Genomic DNA, 20,465 nt, shown 5'->3' with positions numbered 1-20,465 from the left:
AGGAGAAGCGAATGAAATTTTTAATTATACTTTTTGCGTTGGCGCTACTCGCCTATATGATTGCGCGTCCTTTTATACGCGGCAGTGGTGGCAAAAAGAGCAAGAAAGAGCAAGAAAATGTCGAGGAAATGCACCAATGCGCACATTGTGGCGTATATGTATCAAATACTGAATCTATACTCGCTGATGGAATGTATTTTTGCTCCAAAGACTGCTTGAAAAAAGGTGTGAAGCAATGATTATCATCGGGCATAGCGCAATAAGACACGAGCAATTTATTAAGATAAAGAGCATAGCGGATATTGAGCGCACACATCAAGATTGTATTGTGTGGTTTGATAGTGCATTGCTTAAACAAAGGGGCTTTGAAATTGCTACACATTGCAATGATAATGAAGTGAGCTATGCGGTGCTGATACACTCCATAGAGGAGCTGCTGCTCTATGCGGCACTTTGCCCGAAATATCTTATTTTGGGTAAAGACGAGCAGCCCAAGGCGAAGTCGTATCAAGCACTTGTAGAGCATTATTTGCTTGATTGCAAGCTTTTGTGTGTGATTAAATCAAATGCACAGCTAACAAAAGTCGCGCAACTTGGCATTGACGGGGTGATTTTTAAGCAAGTTTTAGATAGCATACCCCTTTGCTAACGCTTGAATTTTGCTTTTTTGTGTAAAGCGAGATGTTTAGACTGCGTATAGAGAGGTGTCCGAGTGGTTGAAGGAGCACGCCTGGAACGCGTGTAAAGTGCAAGCTTTCGAGGGTTCGAATCCCTTCCTCTCTGCCATAGTTTCTTTTCTTTCATTTCACTTGATTTCAAAAACCTGCCAAATAGTTTCATTCAGGGAACTTTTCCTTTTAATCATCATTGCTTTTAAGCCAATATGCTATAATAGCAACATACTTTAGGGCAAAGGAGATACTATGACGACACCTATCACAAAAAAAGCTATTTTTGGCACAAGATTTGAGCTTGATGAGGAAAAAATATTGCGTGAGGATATATATGACTTACAAGATATGTATGCAAAGATAGAGGAATTCGCCATAAAAAGAGCTGGGCTTACAAAGGTATCTAAAAATCATTATGAGTTTAGAGGTGAGAAAAATGCTCAAGCACATTTGGGAATCTTGGTATTTAATTGTTTATTACATTGTGATTGGTTCACAAAAAATGTCAAAAACTGGGAATGGCTAGGCGATAGCAATGATGAAAACTATGTGGGGGATATGATAGAATTTTTTAAAAGAGATCCAGAGAATGAAATTTGGCAAAACCGATAATAAGAGACTCAAATCCATAGCCTTTGACTTAGATACTAAAGCTTTGCAAGAGCATTACACAAAAGGTGATTGGCATAATGCTTATAATGATATAGCTGCTTTTTTAGGTAAGCAGCATTTTACACTTTCTCAAGGTTCTGTGTATGATTCTACGACAAAATTCAGTGATAGGGAATTGGGATTTTTAATTGAAACAATGAGTGAGGAACTCACTTGGCTACCTCATTGTGTTAAAAGCATACGAGGTTTATGACCAACCTGTAATGATTGATTATACACAGCAGCTAAGAGATAGTGCTACACAAGATTTAAGCTTAACCAACAAACAAGATAAAGCCACGCAAAAGCTCAAGGAAAAGATAGGTAACTAAGATTTGAAAGAATATTAAATTACGATGAGAATCTAGGAGATTTTAAAACAACCTCCATTTTGCACAACCCCCTAAACCAAATAATGCCCAAATTTATTTTAGCCCTATTTAGGATCAAATATGTTAAGAAACTGCTCCAAACAAAAAAGCTGCCATTTTTGATCTCCACTTAATTGAATGTTGGGAGAAAGCAGAAATTCATCTCGTTTTGGCTCATAATCTCTCAACCAATAATCCACCTCCCGTGGCATAGGAATTTTATTTGGAATCTCCATTCCCTTATATCGCATTGAAAAAAGCTCTCGCACTATATATTTTGGCTCACCATTTCTAATTCTATACAAATCTAATGGGGCAGACATTCTAACTTTTTGAGCGGGATCAAGGTATCTCATATTATTTTTTTGGAACATATGCCAATAAGAAGTGCTTGATTCTATGGCAAATACTTCGTCCATAAATCTTAAAAAATCAATCTTGTTACCCAAACGATATGGCTCAAACATACATTTTGTATCAACATATGATTTCAATGCTAGACTTGGTTCTAAAAAAGTATAACGTTCTACAAACTCATCAAATCCCCAATCTTTAGCGAGTAATTTATCCATACCGCCAAATACTAAGTCAAAACTTTCACCCACACACATTGTGTCAATCCCAAGTCTTTTGGCAGTGCTTAACGCAATATCAATCAAGGGTTCTATGGAATGGCAAGGCACACCATCAAATGCAAAAATGTCGGGCAATCTCGCTACAACATCTTCCCAATAAACAGGCACTACAATATGCTCTAGCCCATAATACTCTGCATATCTATGCGCATTTTCTGTCTCATCAATAGCATTAGGTGAACCTATACATTTTAATGTAAAAGCCTTTGCGCCTTTTGGGAGATAGGAAGCAACAATAGCAGAATCTATTCCTCCGCTTAGCATAATACCCGTGCTGTTGGGATTAAGTCCTTGCATTTTTTTAGCAATATAAGAATCTAGCTCTTTTGCATCTGCAATAGTGTCTATGGTGGAATCTAAAACAAGATTTCGATGCGATAAATGAGGAAAAAAATTCCTAGACTCATCTGCAACATACCTAAAAGCCAAATAGTGGCTCATACAATATACCTTATCATCTAGTATGGAATCACTTGTTCCCATAATTACTCCTTTAGTAAGATTTACAGCAAATATGCCCTCAAATACAAACAGGCAACATAAGAAACAAATAGTGCAAAAAGAATAAGTAACCGAAAGAAAGTGAAAGAATAAAAAGTAAGAACTAGAAGTGATTTATAATATGTAGCACAATTAAGTGCTACCCCCCCCCGATATTTATCAAACACTTCCACGAAAGTGTTTAGATTATATATCATAAATTTCTCCCAAGCGGTGAAACAACTCAAATCATTGCTTTTAAAAATTTGTGTATGCAAATCCATAGTAAAAGGCTTTTTCTTATCCCATAAGGCAAATGGAACAGGAAAGCCTTTTTTGACACGATTAATGATAGATTCTGGAAGATATGATTTAGCAATATATTTTAATAAAAACTTCGCAATACAATATTTATCGCTAAAATATTTATAATCTTTAATATATTGTGGCACAGGAATATTTGCACATACTTTATAATCAAATGGAAGACTATTTACAAAATCTATTAATGCAGAATCTAAAAACACAAAACCATTTTCAAAGCCACAAAAACTAAGTGCATTAGCCCCTCTATCAACTAAGCCACGAGTATGCAAAGATTGTATGAAATGTAGCATAATATTACGTATATCATCTGGCATATTTACCAAAGACAATGGGGCAATGAGTTCCATATCATCTACAATATACTGGTCGTGAATAATTGATTTTAATTTTTGTGATGAGATATAACGATAGTTGGATAAAATATAGCGATAAAAATCTTTCTTGTCCCCTTGAAAGCTGACATACATCAGTAAATTATGAGAATAGCCGCCAAACAAGTCATCTGCACCTTCCCCACACAAAACAATATCACAACAATCTTTTCTAGCCTGTGTTTCAGCATAAGCAAGTGGCAATTCATTTGGGTGTAAGGGTGCAGCCTTATGCTTGATTAAGGCTTTCATCAAAGAATCTTTGTCAAAAAAATCTGTGTAATCTAGCACCTTTTCATAATGAATAGTAAAAAATCTATTGGCAACTTCTCTAGAGTATTCAAACTCATCATCTCCATAAAAGCCCATACTATATGTGTAAATTTCCCTTTCTGGATATAGTCTTTTACATATTGCCACAAGTAAGGAGCTGTCAAGTCCGCCGCTTAATAAAATACCAATTCTACGCGCATTTTGAACCTTTTTTTTAATAGATTCTATAAGTAAATATTCAGCTATTGTAGCAGATTGACTAATACTTATGTCTTTCCTAGTATCAAACCTAAGAGAATTAAAGGAATCTAAATGACTCTTGCGTCTAAAATCATCAAACATTGTCCAATGCAACACAGGATAACGGAAGCTAAAAAAACTTGTGATTCCATAAGCACTATAATCACTAAAGCCATTTTTACAAACAGCCTGTGATAAATTCTCATAATAGATTTGTTCATCTATTTTATGAAACCTATTCTGTAATCCAAACATCATTTCATACATTATTTACCCTTACTCAACTTTACTTTATTTCTGCTAACTCTTGTTTAGTCATTTGAGCGCCCGGTGTAACTTGCTCTCCCTCGCTACCATAACAATAATAGCACGCACTAATTGGAGAAGCTGCTCGTATAAAGTCTTGTAAATTCCTATAGCTAAACACAGGCAGCACCCCCCCCCCCCGAATCTCGTAAGGGTGTCAAATATTCTTTGAGCATTCGGTCGCACGTGTATGCCATCTAATGCACATAGAGAAAAATTTTGCACAATATGTGAAATAGTTGCCCTAGAACAACGCGTAATAAAACCATTTTCCATTGTTAAACACTCTTTGGCAAAAGTGCAAGAATCAAATACTTTTTGCATATATTCTTCTGGCAGTCTCTTCATATATTTGTCGCCACATTTGCTCCACAAACCTTCGCCCCTATAAACATTCCTCCGAATCACAGCTACGCCATATTTGTCTAGCATTTCTTCTAGTTTTTCAGCACTTTTTGCATTCACTTCTCCATAATCAGACACCCTAACAAAAAATTTTTTATGCTGTAAAAGTTTTAATACAGGATCTTTTGGAATAATCGTGGCATTTGTAGCCACACAAACATATCGTATTCTGTCTTGTTTTGCTACAAATTCTAAAATATCCTTACAATGAGGATGCAAGAAAAATTCACCACCCTGAAATTGTAAATAAGCAATCCTAGATTCTGTGATGAGCGCTTGTATATCAGCAATAATCTCTTCGTAAGGATAAAATGGTAATTGCTTTGCGAGATATGGGGAGAAGTTAGCACAATTCCTGCACTTCAATGTGCAATTTTGCCCGACTATCACAACAATATTATTAATCGTATTAACATATTGTATGAGCAGCTTATCTTTGTAGCTAGATTCTGGTAAAAGTTGAATAAGTTTTTTTCTTGCAAATCTTCCAATCTTATACATAATATCCATATTGCACTCCTCCATTATTGATTTTGTTCTGCTTCTTGCCGAAGTGAGAGTAAAACATTATTAAGCAAGGTTGAACTTGTGCCTTGTGTGTATGGAAAATATACAATTCTCACACCTCTTTTTGCAAATTCTTCATCAATTTTTTGCCATTTTGGCGTAGCAAACCAATCATCGCCAACAAACATAATGTCAAATTTTAATTTATCGTGCATAGCAAGCTTGTCCATATTTTCTTGTGGAATAACAGCATCTACAAATCTAATATTTCTCACAATTTCCATTCTCTCGTGAAAAGGAATAACTGCTTTTTTGTTCTTATAACCTACTAACTCATCAGTAGTAATTCCAACAATTAGCTTATCGCACATAGATTTTGCATTACGCAATAAATTCAAATGTCCAATATGAAACAAATCATAAACACCAGTTGTATAACCAACTATCATTGTTGCTCCTCCAATCACTTATAGGTTTTTTGCATATCTTCAAGTAATACTGATAAAATAGTATTTGTGCTACCATTCTTAGGAAAATAAAAATTCTGTTTCAAAATTTCATCCCTAAGAGCAAATCTAGTAAAGAAAGTTGCCTCATAGTCATCACGAAATCGTGCCAAAAACTCCAATAAATCATCTGCATTACTAGCAATAAAACAACCTTGCAATACGCGCAATGCCCACCAATTAACTTCTGAACGAAAATCGCCCTGTGTATAGATTGTAGGCTTACCACTAAGAAATGCGTAAATCAACATAGAGCTTGTGTCTGAGACCAAAACATCAGCGCGTGAAAAACTCTCAATAATGCTAGGACTTTCGTCCCAAAGCCCATTTTGCTGCACATCATTTTTAAAACTATCCCATTGCGCTTGTGTCATAATTTTTTGATTATGGACAACATAATCGTGGAGATTTGGGTGCGGACGAAAATGTAAAAGGATTCTGCTAGCTTTTGCTTCTAGTAACAGCAATTTGGTATAGCTTAAAAAAGTGGAGTGTGTCTCCTTGACACCCCACCGAGGCATATAGAGCACACGAATGCGATGAGGACATCTTACTGAATCTGGTTTGAGTGATGCTTGATGTTGCTGTATAGTTTGTGCGCTATTAGCATATGCAATCAATTCATCAAATCTTGCGCACCCGGTAACTTTAATTGTAAGCAGACTTTTATTTTTCTGTTGAGCACCTGCAACTTGAGCGTGAAATGTTGTAGGTGAAAATAGGTAGTCATAATAACGTAGATTATCCTCACTATAGGCGCAAACATCATCGTGTAATTCAAAAGCATATACTCCATATTCAACATAGCAAAGCTTAGAAATAATTGCAATATGTCTGCTATGCCAAGTTTCTGGACGTAGCCCACTATAAGGGCGAGTAGTAAAGCAATAATGCGCCATACAATCACTAGGGGTGAGATAGGTCATTGCATTAAAAGCGTGATTCTCTTCCCATTTATCAAATCCCAAAATGCAAAGCAAGTTTGTTTGTGTTTGTAGGGATTGAGAGAATAGAGAGTTGATTACCTGTGCGTAAGATTTATGCTTTTGCTCTTGATTGATTCTTAATTCTGCACAAACTCTATCTAAATCTTCTTTTGTAATGACAGGACAATGCATTTTGTGAGCAAATGTTTGCAAGCAATGACTAGCACCTAAATCATAAAATCTATTACTGCTGACCTTTGAGGGCATAGCAAGCACAATGACTTCAAAAACTGGATTTTTTAAAAAAGTGTGCGCTATTGGCTCTAACGCCTCCCAACTTGCTCCCCAATCATTGTAAAAAACAACACGAATTTTATATGTAATGTCTAATAAATCAGTATTTTGCGGGGGGGGGGGGGGGAGCAAATGCACTAGGGGCGCAAATGGTGCGAGATTGAAAAAGTGTATTAAAGTTTTTCTGCTCTTGATGTCTAGCTATGGCTTGACGCATTGATTGTAATTTACGCCAAAGCATAGTAGGACACAGCTTTTTGACTATCTGTTTGAATGTCCTAATAACCTTTACTACCACCACTATCTCCAAATATGCTTGTCTGCCTCTTACTGCCTTTCAAGCTTAACATCTTAGGCTATAAAATATATGCAAAGTATCAAATACAAAAACAAAGAGCGGATTGTAATACAACAAAGACAATTTTGTACTTAAACCTTGTAAAATCTAAGAATGCTACCATACAAATATCGTTTTGCTCAATCTCTTAAATAGCTTATATATCATCTCGTCTCAATACCCAATGCCGCAGAGATACAAGCCATTAGGCTTAAGGACAAAGCGGTGCGCTCATAATTTGGTAGCGATACAAATAAAACATCAATCGCAATGGTTTGTGTGCCTTGCCTTACTTAACTAGCATATTGATTTTATAGAAAACTTCATATTTCTTTTTGTCTTAAAACATAAAACACCGCTACGCCAACAGCACTCCAAACTATAAGGGCGACAATTGAAGGAGTTTTAAGTGCAGCTGGGGAAAATGGCACAAACTCAAGCAATAAAAATACAATACTCAATAAAATACTAACAAGGTTTAGAATACTTAATGAATGTAACTCGCGCCTTTTGACATAAAAAGCTACAATACTCACATATAAGAATCCTACGATAATCCCCACACAAGCCATATCTACAATATAGAGCAATGCCTCTCTGCCAAAAATCACCATAGAGCAAGAAAGTAACCCAACAATACATACTATGCGATAGGATATGCCAAAACGATTTATATCTAAAAGACTTTTTGGCAAAAAGTGATGAGTGCTTAAGGATTCTAAAAGTTTGCTTGTCGTTATAAAAAAGCCGTTAATGCCACTCAATATAGCACATAGCACACCCACGCACAAACACACTACTCCAGCATAACCAAAGGACTGATAAATCCCCTCATATATCGCCCAAGGATACGAGAGAATATGATAGGCATCTACACCCAAAGCAACAATACAAATAAGCAAAACATAGAGTATATAGCCAATCCAAATTGAAAGATATGTGAAAAGATTAAAAATGCGTTTGTTATAATGTATAGATTCTATGATTTGTGTCGCACATTCAAAGCCTAGATAAGCCCAAGGAGCAAGTGAAAAAACAATCAAAATAGAATGGATATTTAAAGATTCAAAATGTATATAAGAACTAAAATGTATTTGCGATACACTATCAACACTCATCATAATAAAAAATACCACTACACTGCCACATAGCACAAACACGAGCAATTTCTGCAATACAAAAGCTATTTTGATACCTAGAACATTAATAACCCCAATAATAGCGATACTTGCCGCACTCACAAGAATATCTGTAAGATATATAGGTGTATCATTAATATGATACAAAAGGACATAGCCGCTTAAGCCCAAGGAGTTACACATAATGTTTAAGGCGGTAGCATTTAAGGGAATAATACACAAATACGCCAAACTTAAAAACCACCCACAAATAAAGCCGTGTGTCCTACCTAACACTTCAAGTGTAAAGTAAAATTCACCACCGCTTTTCCGCAGTGATGTAAGCAAAAAAGCATAATTTGAGGCGATAACGCAAATTGCTACCCCACCTAAAAAAAGCCCAATAATACTCTCGCTCAAACCAATGCGCGATAAAAACAAATCTTGAGGTAACACAAATGCTCCCCAACCCACAATGCAGCCAACACACAAAAATATGATATTGACATTTTTCATTGCCACATCTCGCCAAAGATTCTATCATAACGATATGGCTCAAAACGCGCAGCGCCACCATTTGGAGTAAATGTCAGCTCCCCTGCAAAGATTCTATTTTGTATACAATACAAATCAACGCGCACATACTTAAATGGTGTCGATAAACACTTAGCTATTGCGCACATATCACGCAAAGATTCAGGTTTTGCTGGGGGAATTTCACTGGGCGGATTGAGATATGTTATATCTAAGACATTCCACTGCGTGTCAAAAAGTGTATTGCGCGTATGGGTAGTGTTTGCCACTTGGATAAATTGAGGCACACCGCCAAAGCAATGGAATCTAAAATCGTGTAAATCTTCCCCCAATAGCTCCTCTGCAAAGATTCTAGGCTCTATATCTTTGTAATGCCACTCTCTATACATCGTATAATAGTTTATTTTAAGATGCTCTGTGAGTTTTTGTGTGGATTGTGTAAGAATTTTAGAATCTGCTAGAAAAACATCTTTATCAGGCACTATTACTACGCCCCCACAATCGTGATTGGTCTTTAAAACAAAACTTTGGGGAAGCTGTGAAAAGTCTATCTCATCTATGCTCTTATAAATACCATAAAGCTTTGGGAGATAAGGACAAGTATTTGTAGCAAACAGCGTATCTGTGAGTAAATCAATAGACTGAAAGAGTGGAGATTGTGGAGAGAGGATAGAATCTAAATATGTGCGATTGCGAATCTGTGTTGTTCTGTGGGTAGGATTAGATTGTAAGCTATCTTGTGGGTTAGTTTCTTTGTAGATTCCTAAAATATTAGAATCTATTTGTTTTAGGCTATAAGGCTGCTCCCCCCCCCAACAACTATTTGCATTATCACACTCTTTTAGGAGCGTAGCAATATACATTCTTGCTTTGAGTTTATCTGCTAAGGCAGTATAAATTGGACTTCTATCAAACAAGATTCTATGAATAATTTTTTCATTGTAAGTTTGAGGATTTTTAAAATCCGGCACATAGCCAAAAACTTTTTTATGTCGCTTAATGAAGTATTCTTCATCACTTAGTTTAGCTAAGGCTCTCTCTTTCCATTTTGCCCGTATTGGTCTTATGAAGTTTTTATAGAGACAATTTTCTCTTACAATATCTTTTATTCCCATTTCGAATCCTTTGTAGCTCTAAGGTAACAAAAGTATAATGAAAAATAATAATATTTTAACTTAAAAGGGCAGCACAAATTTTTGCGCAAAATATTACAATAACTCGCTCTAAGCGCATCACTCCTAATGTTTTTCACTATCTTGGTTTTCTAAAGCCTTTTTTGCACTCTCTGCTCCATTTTTCCATAGTGTATGCCTGTGTAAAATGTAGTCTGCACTCACTTTTCCACTAAACATTCCACTAAGCAAAGGACGATTTGCTTTAAAGATAAAAGCAGCTAAATGCCCAATAATTGCTAAAATCATCAAAAACATTCCCAAATTATGCAGCTGCGTAACCCAAAACATTGTCCCCTCACTTAGATTAAATCCCGCTAGGTTTTTATAAGTTTTAATCATTCCAGTAACAACCAAAAGCAAAATCACCATCGCAATTCCCACATAAGCAAGTCTTTGCTCGGGCAAATATTTCTCACTTGGTGGCTCCTCTCCCTTAAACAACATCGCCTTAATCACAGCAATGCTTTTACCAAAATCGCCCTTTTTAGGGAGTATATCAAACTCCTTTCGCCCAAAGTGAAACATCAAATGGAATCCCACAAAGAATAATAAAGCAATCGCAAACACATAATGCACAACTAAAGAGATAGAATAATCCCCGCTCCAAGCCATTAAAGGCAATTCATTGAGCATATAACGCTTACTGATTGGCATTTGCAAGATTCCGCTAAAAATAAGCCCAAAAATACTTATTGCAACACCCCAATGCACGATTCTATTTTGCGCACTTTGTCTTTGTATTTTTGCCTCTTTCATTTTCCCTCCTTTTTATCGGTTCTATTTGCCATTGCCACAGCAATACCTCCTGCTATTACCCCCGCAACAGGAGCTAAAAGCACACTTTTAATCAAAGCAGAATCCTCACTCACAAAGTTTTTAATTGCAAGATTCATATGGGGAATCCCCATTTTTTGTGGTTGTTCTTGTGTGAAATTGTGTTTTTTGTTTAAAGATTCTTGGATTTGCTCAAACGACACTGGCGAGACATAAAATGTAGAAGTGCCACCATTTTGCGTATCCCCATAGATATAAGTCCCCTCTTTGTCTCCCTTATACGCTTTTTGCAATGCCTTAGCTTTGGTAAGTATTTCCTCTCTATCTCCAAAGATTATGGCTTTTTTGGGGCATTGCACCTCACAAGCTGGTTTTTGATTCTTGGCGAGTAAATCCGCGCAGCTATCGCATTTATACATTGCTCCTCCCCCTGCAAGTTTGGGTGCTATTTTCAAATAGATTCCAACTCCTGCTTGTCTTTGTGGAATCCCCCAAGGGCATACATCTCTACATTTTGCACCGCCAAAGCAATATTCATCATCAATTTTTACTGCGCCATTAGAATCCTTAGAAATCACGCCAAAGGGGCAGAGCTTCTGGCAAGTCGGGTCATCGCAGTGCATACAACGTCTAGGCACATATATGTCTCTATCCTCAACCTTTAGAGATTCCACATAAGTCCAATTATAAGGGGTTAAACGCTTAGCATTTGCTCTATCTTTGGAATAATCCTCATAGACCTTTCGCGGAAAATAATATGGAATCTCCGCTATTGGCTCGGGAAAATTTGTCGTATTTTTTGCTTTACACGCCTCAACACAAGCAGGAATCTCCCTATCTCTGCACCCATCGCACAATCCCAAATCTATAATGGAAGCCATTTTATATTGTGGTTGCTTAGAATCTGTAGATTGTGCCGCATTAACGCTTACAGCACTCACACTCGCCACACCTAGAAATTTTAAAAAATTCCTACGCGATGTATTTGTCTGATTGTTTTGATTGGTTTCTTCCATAATTTTAACCTTGATTTAGCCTTAAAAATATGGAAGTATATAAAATTGCAAAGAAAATAAAAGTGATATTATCACATTTGCACTAAGCCCTACCCAAACATTCCATTAAAGTCATTTTCAATTTGAGTATATCTAGTGCAGCGGCAATTTGTCTGCGATGATGCGTAGCGTAGTAAAGCAACGAAATAGAATAAAGCAATATAAATCTAAGCTATTATAAACAATATTTAATGTATCTTTAATGAGTTTTAATAGATGGAGGTTTGTAGATGAGGATTCTTGGTTTTGATATAGGCATTACAAGCATTGGTTGGGCATATGTAGAGAGCAATGAGCTTAAAGATTGTGGGGTGAGAATCTTTACCAAAGCAGAGAATCCAAAAAATGGAAAATCTTTGGCATTGCCTCGTAGAGAGGCACGGGGAGCTAGGCGTAGGTTAGCACGGAGAAAAGCTAGGCTTAATGCAATTAAAAGGCTGCTTTGCAAAGAGTTTGGGCTAAATGTAAGTGATTATTTTGCAAATGATGGGGAATTACCAAAGGCATACGAGACAACCAAAGATACCAAAAGCCCCTATGAATTGCGCTCTCTTGCTTTGGAGCAAAAGTTAGAGCCTAAAGAGTTAGCAAGAGTGATTTTACACATTGCTAAACATCGCGGCTATGGGAACAAACACGCAAAAACAGGAAGCGATAAAGATTCTGGAAAGGTGCTAAGTGCGATTAAAGTAAATGAAACAGCTATGAAAGATAAGTATCAAAGCGTAGGTGAATATCTCTATAAAGAATTTTATCAAAAGCTAAGATTAGAAAGTGAGAAAAAAGGTAACAATATTACAAAAGAGTTTAAAAATGTGCGCAATAAAAAAGAAAGTTACGAGCATTGCGTGGCACAAGAGCAAGTAAGGGCAGAGTTAGAGCTCATCTTTGCAAAGCAAAAAGACTTTGGGGCAACTTTTAGCAAAAATTTTGAATCCCAAATCATAGAAACAGCCTTTTACCAAAGAGATTTAAAAAGTTTTGAAGATAAAGTCGGTAAATGTGTATTTTATGAAAATGAAAATCGCGCACCCAAAGATTCCTTAAGTGCTATGGAGTTTGTTGCTCTCACACGCATTATCAACACCCTAAAAAACCTTGAGAAAAAAAGTAAGAATCTTGGCATTGGTGAAACCTATGGAAAAGATAAGATTCAAGAGATTCTAAAAAATGTGTTTGATAAAGGCGAGATGAGTTATAAAGAATTGCGAAAAATCCTTAAACTTAATGAGTCAATTTTATTTGCTAAAGATTCTAAGCTTGATTATACCAAAGGAATGCAAGAAGCTGAAAAGGCAAAGTTTATTGAGCTAAAAAATCTTAAAGCTTTCAAAAAAGCAATGGGTGGAGACTTTAGCAAGTTTCCTCGTGAGGAGCTAGATAAAATCGCTACCGATATTGTCCTCATTAAAAGCAAAGAAAATTTAGCTAAAAAATTGCAAAACTATTCCGCATTAAGCAAGGAGCAAGTAGAAGCCTTAAGCAATTTGAATTTTGCAAAGCATATTGATTTAAGCCTTAAAGCACTTGATAAGATTCTACCCTTTATGCGTGAGGGGTTGAGCTATGATGAGGCGGTGAAAAAGGTAGGATTGCAAGAGCATAGAAAGTATAAGCAAAAGGGCGAGTTTTTAATCCCGCTAAAAGAGTATGAACCCTATTTGGCAAATCCAGTCGTTGCAAGAGCATTAAGCGAGTATCGCAAGGTGCTAAATGCACTTTTAAGAAAATATGGAAATGTGCATAAGATTCATTTAGAATTTACGCGTGAGGCAGGCAAAAACTATGATGAACGCAAGAAAATTGAAAAAGAGCAAAGAGAGCATTTTGAGGCAAACCAAAAAGCGATACAGCAATGCGAGATTCTAGGATTACCCATTAATGGCGCAAATATTCTTAAGATGAAGCTTTGGATAGAGCAAGGGGAATGTTGCGTTTATAGTGGAGAGAAAATCACAAGTAAGCATTTTTTTGATTCTAATGCCTTGCAAGTGGATCATATTTACCCCTACTCACGCAGTTTTGATGATAGCTATATGAATAAGGTGCTTGTGTTTGCTAAAGAAAATCAAAATAAGCTTAATAAAACGCCTTTTGAAGCCTTTGGAAATAATAAAGAGAAGTGGGATAGGATTCTTAGCCTTAGTGCAAACCTTCCTAAACAAAAGCAACGTAGAATCAGCAATAAGGACTTTAAAGATAAAGAACTTGGCTTTATTGCACGCAACATCAATGATACAGGCTATATTGCAAGGTTAGCAAGTCAATGGACGAATAATTGCCTAAAGTTTGAAAATCTAAGTGAAAATGAAGTAACGATTGCAGGAGAAAAGGGCAGCAGTGTGCATATAGAGGTGGTAAGCGGAAAGTTGACTTCAACCTTGCGGCATTATTGGGGCTTGGGTGATAAAGATAGAAACAATCACCTCCACCACGCAGTGGATGCAGTTATCTTAGCCTATACCAACAATGCGATGATTGAAGCATTTGCAAATTTTAAGAAAACGCAAGAACAAAATAAGAGAAAATTCTATGCTAAGCAAATTGCAGAATCTGAATACAAAGCTAAAAAAGCATTCTTTGAGCCTTGCAAGGATTTTAGAAGCAAGGTGCTAGAAAAAATAGATTCTATTTTTGTCTCCAAGCCTCCTAGAAAAAGGGCTAGAGGGGCGTTGCACGAGGAGACATTCTATTCTTTTGAGGACGAAAAGCTTTTAAAAAAATATGGTGGGAAACAGGGTGTGCAAAAGGCGATTGCTCTTGGAAAAATCCGCCAAGTAGGCACAAAGATTGTGAGTAATGGTGCAATGGTGCGCGTGGATATTTTTAAAGACAAAAAAGGCAAATTCTATGCTGTGCCCATTTATACAATGGATTTTGCACTTGGAATCCTGCCTAATAAAGCAGTAGTGCAAGGCAAAAGCAAAGAAGATGGGGTGATTAAAGATTGGATAGAAATGGATTCTAACTATACATTCTGCTTCTCACTTTTTAAAGATGATTTAATCTTGGTGCAGAAAAAAGAAATGGAAAAGGCGGAGTTGTGCTATTTTGTAAGTTTTGGCTCTGCCAATGCACAAATTAATGTAGAAAAACATAACAATAAATTTGAGGGTTTGAGCGAGAATGAAAAGATTCTCTATTCTAATGCTACACAAAAGGAGGTAGTGGGCAAAAGCATAGGAATCCAAAATCTTAAAACCTTTGAAAAATACCAAGTCTCTCCTTTGGGTGAAATGCAAAAGGCAGAGTTTGAACCTTGCCAAGATATTGCACTCAAAAGCAGTCCTAAAAGAAAAAATTAAGCGATAAGAATCTAAAGGAGGGCAAGGAATGTTTGATTCAGCCTTTCGCACCTTATTTTTAAGCACACCCGCGCGATTAAGCCTACAAGACAAACATCTTTGCATAGTCCAAAAAGACAAAGAAAGTGTAAAGATTCCGCTTGTAGATATTTTGTGTGTGATGTTAGAATCTCATCAAATCACGCTTACAAATGCGCTGCTTAATGCATTTGCACAATACAAAATTATCCTCTTTGCTTGCGATGAATCGCATTTGCCAAGTGGGCTATTTATGCCATTTTTGGGGCATTTTAGAAGCTTTAGTGTGTTGCAATCTCAAATAGCCTTAAACAAACAAAGAAAGGCGATTCTTTGGCAGCAAATAGTGAAGGCAAAAATTAACAATCAAGCCCTTTTACTAAAAATGCAAAACAAAAAAGAATATGAGGAGTTAGAATCTTTAGCAAAAAGTGTGAATTTAGGGGATTCAAACAATAATGAAGCCAAAGCAGCGGCAATTTATTTCAAAGCTCTTTTTGGTAAAAACTTCTCCCGCAAGGTGCAAATTTTTGAAGATAGCAAAATGGGAACGATAAATGCTGCACTTAATTATGGTTATGCAATTGTGCGAGGGATTATCACAAGAAGCCTTTGTGTAAGCGGACTAAATCCTGCACTTGGGATAAATCATAAAAATCAGTTTAATGCCTTTAACTTAGCAGATGATTTGATAGAACCTTATAGAATCTTTGTAGATTCTGTTGTTGTGCAGATGGTTGAAGTTGGGGAATTAGAGGAGAGCTTAAGTTTGCAAAATCGTGCGAAGCTGGTAAGTATTTTACAGAGTGCGGTTATAGTAGAAAACAAGCTTTATCCACTTACTCGCGCGGGCGTAGTGAGTGCGCAAAGCGTAGTGAAATGCCTTGAGATAGAGAATCTTAAGCTCAAACTTCCGCTATTTTGCGAGGAAAAGAGTAATGGAAGAAAAATTTATGAGAGTGTTAGTGATGTTTGATATGCCAACTTGTAGCAAAAAAGAGCGTAAAGATTATGCAAGATTCCGTAAGAATCTTATCAAAGATGGCTTTATGATGTTGCAATATAGCGTGTATATGAGAATCTGCAAAGGTGTGGCAAGTGCCAATAATTATTTAGATAAGGTGGGTTTGATTGTGCCTCCCAAAGGGCATATTAGGGCATTAATCCTTACTGAAAAGCAATTTGATAATATGCGATTATTGCTAGGCAGTAGAAGTGAGAATGAAAAAGCTAATGCACCAAGACAGCTTACGCTTTTTTAGTCTATTGTCAAGTTATAAGGACAAAGTTTCTAAAGATTTAATCGCTAAAATGTTTGAAAATACTTATTGGTAAAAAGATTTAAAGTAGATTCGGTTTTAAGGGATTGTAACCCTGCGGAGACCGAAAACTCCTTATTTTAGCCGCTTGTTAAATTCTTTAGTGGGATTATATCTTAGATTTTCTTAAAAATCACTCATTTAGGATATTTTACACCCTTAAAGCCTTTCAAATACCGCAAAATACGATAATTGAGAAAGTGGATTTTACCATAAAAGAATTTAATAAGCGGCTAAAACAAATTTGGTTATATTCAAAATGCGGCTATTATTTTACCATAAAAGAATTTAATAAGCGGCTAAAACCATTGCTTGGCTCTCGTGTTGAGGTTTATCATTTTACCATAAAAGAATTTAATAAGCGGCTAAAACTGAGTCATATGCGGATGCCGGTGGATTGTGATTTTACCATAAAAGAATTTAATAAGCGGCTAAAACACCACATCATCGCTTAAATATTTCTTTGCCATTTTACCATAAAAGAATTTAATAAGCGGCTAAAACAAAACAGTAGAAGTCGAACTTGCAGCACTTATTTTACCATAAAAGAATTTAATAAGCGGCTAAAACTACCGTGTATGTGCGAATCGTAAAAACGATATTTTACCATAAAAGAATTTAATAAGCGGCTAAAACCCGATAGGTCTTCGACCGATTTTGGAGATTATTTTACCATAAAAGAATTTAATAAGCGGCTAAAACTTAAACTATGAAAGGAGGTGCTTTGCTATGATTTTACCATAAAAGAATTTAATAAGCGGCTAAAACCGCTCGAGCAGATAATGTTGCATAGTGGAAATTTTACCATAAAAGAATTTAATAAGCGGCTAAAACAAAGCGACATTATCAAAGACATTTTTTGCAATTTTACCATAAAAGAATTTAATAAGCGGCTAAAACGGGATGTTTAAACGCGAGCTCGCAGACTGGATTTTACCATAAAAGAATTTAATAAGCGGCTAAAACTTAAATCTATGAAAGGAGGTGCTTTGCTATATTTTACCATAAAAGAATTTAATAAGCGGCTAAAACAATTTGATCTTTATACTGCTTAACCATCTGATTTTACCATAAAAGAATTTAATAAGCGGCTAAAACTTTTGATATAAACTCCTTGCATTTTAATTTATTTTACCATAAAAGAATTTAATAAGCGGCTAAAACAGCTTTTAAAGGGAACTCCTTGCCTTGATATTTTACCATAAAAGAATTTAATAAGCGGCTAAAACATTTTCATCAATCGTAGGATCCGATGCACAATTTTACCATAAAAGAATTTAATAAGCGGCTAAAACCCTGTTTTGGATTTAGGAAAACTTTCTCGCATTTTACCATAAAAGAATTTAATAAGCGGCTAAAACAATAGCTCGCTTTCATTGGATACATCATTTATTTTACCATAAAAGAATTTAATAAGCGGCTAAAACTTGTGTTGCGCAATTGGTTTTATACAAAATATTTTACCATAAAAGAATTTAATAAGCGGCTAAAACGCGTTCTTGGCGAATTTCTCCATAACCCAAATTTTACCATAAAAGAATTTAATAAGCGGCTAAAACCTCTTGGAGCAGATGCCGCTAAGCTTGCCCATTTTACCATAAAAGAATTTAATAAGCGGCTAAAACAAGTGAAGCAATCTTTTTAGCACTAAAATCATTTTACCATAAAAGAATTTAATAAGCGGCTAAAACGGGGTAATAGTCCTCAACAAGCGACGTGTGATTTTACCATAAAAGAATTTAATAAGCGGCTAAAACTGGTTGCGGTGAATATGGTAGTAAGTTTGGATTTTACCATAAAAGAATTTAATAAGCGGCTAAAACTAATACTTTGATATGTTGAGCATTAACAAGATTGCCATATCATTATTATGATTTCATACATTTGATACCAAAATAAAGGAGGAGCAATGAAAGCAAAAGTTATGAGTTTAGCACTGATGTTAGCCTTATCTAGCACGCTCTTTGCTACACCGCCGGTCCCTACAAAGCCACAGCCACATATCAAGGGCGTTTTACCAGAGGTTTTTAACAATGCGAGTTTTGATAAAAAAAGAGAGGCTTTAAAAGCAGATTTCAAGGAAAGGGAAGCCATTGATAAGAAAAGAGAGGAATTAAGAGGCAAAATCAAAGCACTAGAGCTAGAGAAAAAAATCCTAGAAATCAACTTGCAAGAGGCAAAGGCAACAAGAGATGATACTAAAATTAACGCGACTTTAGCTCAAATCGTGCAACAAGAAGCAAAGATTTCACAAGAAAAGGCTAAAGAAAAGCAAATTATCGCCGAAATGGAACAAAGCGCAATTAGTAAGATTAACAAGATTTTAGGATATTAAGGAGATTCTATCAATCCGCACAATGCACTTGCTTGGCTGAATTTCTTTATCGCCGATGTGCGAGATGGTTTAGGTCCCTATTTGGGTGTGTTTTTGAAACAACACAACTTTATGGAATCCCAAATCGGGCTTATCTCCACAATTGCCTCCCTTTGTGCATTACTTTTTGCAATCCCCTTAGGGATTTTCATAGACAAGACATCGCACAAAAAAGCCCTGATAGCCTTTTGTATCCTCGCCATAGTCTTTGCGACTTTGGCAAATTACTTCTACCCACATTTTGGCTTTACGCTTTTAGCCCAAATGAGTGTAGCTCTGTGCGGAGTGTGCCTTGCTCCCGCATTTGCAGCCCTCACACTTGGAATCGTGGGACTATCTGATTATAGCAGACAAGTGAGCCTCAATGAAGCCTATAAACACGCAGGAACAGCCTTTAGCGCATTGCTTAGTCTTGGATTCGCATTTTATTATGGAATCGGTGCGATTTTTGTGATTACCGCGCTTATGGGCGTATTCTCACTTTTGTTTCTTAGCCTTATACGCAGTAGTAGCATTAATCATAAAGTCGCAAGGGGGCAAGAGGACGACACGAGTATATCTCTATGGGAAGCCTTAAGCGATAAATCCGTGCTTATCTTGGGTGCGGCGATGTTTTGCTTTCATTTGAGTAATGCGTATATGCTCCCCTTGCTTAGTCAAAGGGCGCACACGCTTGGCATTGATTCTAGCGGGGCATATGCAGCTGCGACAATCCTTATTGCTCAAAGCACAATGATTGCGGTTTCGCTCGTGTGTATGAAGATTCTCACGCGTCCTCATTCTCTTGCAGTTGCTCCCCGCTTTTCTCAAGTTTATTTTATCCTAATGGCTCTTTGCTTTGTTGCTCTTATTATGCGCGGGGGCATAGCAGCGCATTTTGAAAATCTTATCGGAATGGTCGCTACACAGATTCTTGATGGCATTGGAGCCGGGATTACAGGCGTGATTTTACCTGTTTTAGTAGCGATAATGTTGCGCGGAAGCGGACATATCAATGCTGCCCTTGCCTGTGTGATGACTCTTGGCAGCATAGGCGCAGCACTAAGCGGGAGTTTGGGAGGATTTATAGCGCAATATTATGGATATTTTTATGCGTATATCGCCCTCTCTTGTGTTGCCTTTGCGGGATTGCTGCTTTGGATTGTCTCTTTTAAAATCTTAGAGACACAAAGGCGGTGGGGTTAGGTGGATAAAGCAAACTAAAACGCAAGATTATACCTAATTTCCCCTAATTATTCGTCCAAGAAAATGCACTTTTATTTGTATCAAACCCTTTAAGAATCCGCATATCCTGCGCACTTAAAGAAAAATCAAAGACATTAAGATTTTCTTGCATTCTTGCTCTTTTAGAAGTTTTTGGTATGACAGAGATTCCTTGTTCAATCAAAAATCGTAAAACCACTTGTGCGGGTGTTTTGTTGTATTTTTGTGCAATGCTTTTAAGTGCGGGATTTTCTAAAATCGAGCCTTTCCCCGCGATAAAAGGACTCCAG

The 20,465-nt window shown here is 36.5% G+C and carries 21 protein-coding genes, 1 tRNA gene and 1 CRISPR repeat array; of the genes, 11 read left to right on the top strand and 11 right to left on the bottom strand.

What is annotated here, in order from left to right; genetic code table 11:
* The first annotated feature begins 11 nt into the window (after positions 1-11).
* The 6 genes from LS67_RS09100 to LS67_RS10035 all read left to right on the top strand — a co-directional run bounded on the left by LS67_RS09100 (position 12) and on the right by LS67_RS10035 (position 1,654).
* Positions 12-239, top strand: coding sequence for a PP0621 family protein (locus LS67_RS09100; RefSeq protein WP_034328127.1), 228 nt, complete (start codon positions 12-14; stop codon positions 237-239).
* Complete coding sequence (locus LS67_RS09095) at positions 236-649, top strand: hypothetical protein (RefSeq protein ID WP_034328124.1); 414 nt, start codon at positions 236-238, stop codon at positions 647-649. Before LS67_RS09100 ends, LS67_RS09095 begins: the two co-directional genes overlap by 4 nt.
* Positions 650-698: 49 nt before the next feature.
* A tRNA-Ser gene (locus LS67_RS09090) sits at positions 699-786 on the top strand.
* A 137-nt stretch (positions 787-923) separates the two neighbouring features.
* Positions 924-1,283 carry a hypothetical protein gene (locus tag LS67_RS09085; RefSeq protein ID WP_064504567.1) on the top strand — a complete coding sequence of 120 codons (360 nt, stop codon included), beginning with the start codon at positions 924-926 and terminating at the stop codon, positions 1,281-1,283.
* On the top strand, positions 1,261-1,536 hold the full coding sequence (locus tag LS67_RS09080; protein WP_231944768.1) for a hypothetical protein: 276 nt from the start codon (positions 1,261-1,263) through the stop codon (positions 1,534-1,536). Before LS67_RS09085 ends, LS67_RS09080 begins: the two co-directional genes overlap by 23 nt.
* Positions 1,511-1,654 carry a hypothetical protein gene (locus tag LS67_RS10035; RefSeq protein ID WP_236096384.1) on the top strand — a complete coding sequence of 48 codons (144 nt, stop codon included), beginning with the start codon at positions 1,511-1,513 and terminating at the stop codon, positions 1,652-1,654. Before LS67_RS09080 ends, LS67_RS10035 begins: the two co-directional genes overlap by 26 nt.
* 104 nt (positions 1,655-1,758) lie before the next feature.
* Here LS67_RS10035 and LS67_RS09075 read toward each other — a convergent pair whose 3' ends face one another.
* The 10 genes from LS67_RS09075 to LS67_RS09030 all read right to left on the bottom strand — a co-directional run bounded on the left by LS67_RS09075 (position 1,759) and on the right by LS67_RS09030 (position 11,917).
* Positions 1,759-2,811 carry an asparagine synthase-related protein gene (locus LS67_RS09075; protein WP_034328121.1) on the bottom strand — a complete coding sequence of 351 codons (1,053 nt, stop codon included), beginning with the start codon at positions 2,809-2,811 and terminating at the stop codon, positions 1,759-1,761.
* Positions 2,812-2,831: 20 nt separating this feature from the next.
* Positions 2,832-4,286 (bottom strand): asparagine synthase-related protein, encoded by a 1,455-nt coding sequence (locus LS67_RS09070; protein WP_034328120.1) that lies wholly within the window; start codon positions 4,284-4,286, stop codon positions 2,832-2,834.
* Positions 4,287-4,334: 48 nt separating this feature from the next.
* Positions 4,335-5,240, bottom strand: coding sequence for a radical SAM protein (locus LS67_RS09065; protein ID WP_161594493.1), 906 nt, complete (start codon positions 5,238-5,240; stop codon positions 4,335-4,337).
* A gap of 14 nt (positions 5,241-5,254) precedes the next feature.
* The gene (locus LS67_RS09060; RefSeq protein WP_034327894.1) at positions 5,255-5,686 is read right to left on the bottom strand and encodes an adenylyltransferase/cytidyltransferase family protein; all 432 of its coding nucleotides are present in this window, start codon (positions 5,684-5,686) and stop codon (positions 5,255-5,257) included.
* Positions 5,687-5,700: 14 nt separating this feature from the next.
* Positions 5,701-7,101, bottom strand: a complete 1,401-nt coding sequence (locus tag LS67_RS09055) for a CDP-glycerol glycerophosphotransferase family protein (RefSeq protein ID WP_138109708.1) — start codon at positions 7,099-7,101, stop codon at positions 5,701-5,703.
* A complete protein-coding gene (locus tag LS67_RS09050; protein WP_138109706.1) occupies positions 7,064-7,261 on the bottom strand; it encodes a hypothetical protein in 198 nt (65 codons plus the stop codon). The genes LS67_RS09055 and LS67_RS09050 overlap by 38 nt, the downstream gene beginning before the upstream one ends.
* A 362-nt stretch (positions 7,262-7,623) precedes the next feature.
* On the bottom strand, positions 7,624-8,934 hold the full coding sequence (locus tag LS67_RS09045; RefSeq protein ID WP_034327900.1) for an APC family permease: 1,311 nt from the start codon (positions 8,932-8,934) through the stop codon (positions 7,624-7,626).
* The gene (locus LS67_RS09040) at positions 8,931-10,067 is read right to left on the bottom strand and encodes an ATP-grasp fold amidoligase family protein (protein ID WP_081953938.1); all 1,137 of its coding nucleotides are present in this window, start codon (positions 10,065-10,067) and stop codon (positions 8,931-8,933) included. The genes LS67_RS09045 and LS67_RS09040 overlap by 4 nt, the downstream gene beginning before the upstream one ends.
* 123 nt (positions 10,068-10,190) lie before the next feature.
* Entirely contained in the window at positions 10,191-10,883 is a 693-nt protein-coding gene (locus tag LS67_RS09035; RefSeq protein ID WP_034327903.1) for a formate dehydrogenase subunit gamma, read from the bottom strand.
* A complete protein-coding gene (locus LS67_RS09030) occupies positions 10,880-11,917 on the bottom strand; it encodes a 4Fe-4S dicluster domain-containing protein (RefSeq protein ID WP_034327906.1) in 1,038 nt (345 codons plus the stop codon). Before LS67_RS09030 ends, LS67_RS09035 begins: the two co-directional genes overlap by 4 nt.
* A 269-nt stretch (positions 11,918-12,186) precedes the next feature.
* On the opposite strand from LS67_RS09030, the gene cas9 reads away from it, so the two are divergent.
* The 5 genes from cas9 (at position 12,187) to LS67_RS09005 (ending at position 20,157) form a co-directional block, all read left to right on the top strand.
* Positions 12,187-15,261 carry a type II CRISPR RNA-guided endonuclease Cas9 gene (gene cas9 / locus LS67_RS09025; protein ID WP_034327908.1) on the top strand — a complete coding sequence of 1,025 codons (3,075 nt, stop codon included), beginning with the start codon at positions 12,187-12,189 and terminating at the stop codon, positions 15,259-15,261.
* A 28-nt stretch (positions 15,262-15,289) separates the two neighbouring features.
* Complete coding sequence (gene cas1 / locus LS67_RS09020; protein WP_052099903.1) at positions 15,290-16,255, top strand: type II CRISPR-associated endonuclease Cas1; 966 nt, start codon at positions 15,290-15,292, stop codon at positions 16,253-16,255.
* On the top strand, positions 16,218-16,541 hold the full coding sequence (gene cas2, locus LS67_RS09015; RefSeq protein WP_034327912.1) for a CRISPR-associated endonuclease Cas2: 324 nt from the start codon (positions 16,218-16,220) through the stop codon (positions 16,539-16,541). The genes cas1 and cas2 overlap by 38 nt, the downstream gene beginning before the upstream one ends.
* 261 nt (positions 16,542-16,802) lie before the next feature.
* Positions 16,803-18,421: a CRISPR direct-repeat array (repeat unit 36 nt; unit sequence ATTTTACCATAAAAGAATTTAATAAGCGGCTAAAAC).
* An 86-nt stretch (positions 18,422-18,507) separates the two neighbouring features.
* Positions 18,508-18,933, top strand: coding sequence for a hypothetical protein (locus LS67_RS09010; protein WP_034327914.1), 426 nt, complete (start codon positions 18,508-18,510; stop codon positions 18,931-18,933).
* A gap of 9 nt (positions 18,934-18,942) precedes the next feature.
* Positions 18,943-20,157: an MFS transporter gene (locus LS67_RS09005; RefSeq protein WP_034327916.1), complete on the top strand. Its 1,215-nt coding sequence runs from the start codon at positions 18,943-18,945 to the stop codon at positions 20,155-20,157.
* A 43-nt stretch (positions 20,158-20,200) separates the two neighbouring features.
* On the opposite strand, the gene LS67_RS09000 is transcribed toward LS67_RS09005, so the two are convergent.
* A partial coding sequence (locus tag LS67_RS09000; RefSeq protein WP_138109704.1) for an aldo/keto reductase occupies positions 20,201-20,465 on the bottom strand: 265 nt, incomplete at its 5' end.

This window comes from Helicobacter sp. MIT 03-1616, assembly GCF_000765685.2.
GTDB lineage: Bacteria > Campylobacterota > Campylobacteria > Campylobacterales > Helicobacteraceae > Helicobacter_C > Helicobacter_C typhlonius.
The sequence above is the reverse complement of the archived record's forward strand: the minus strand, read 5'-3'. Positions and strand labels throughout refer to the sequence as shown.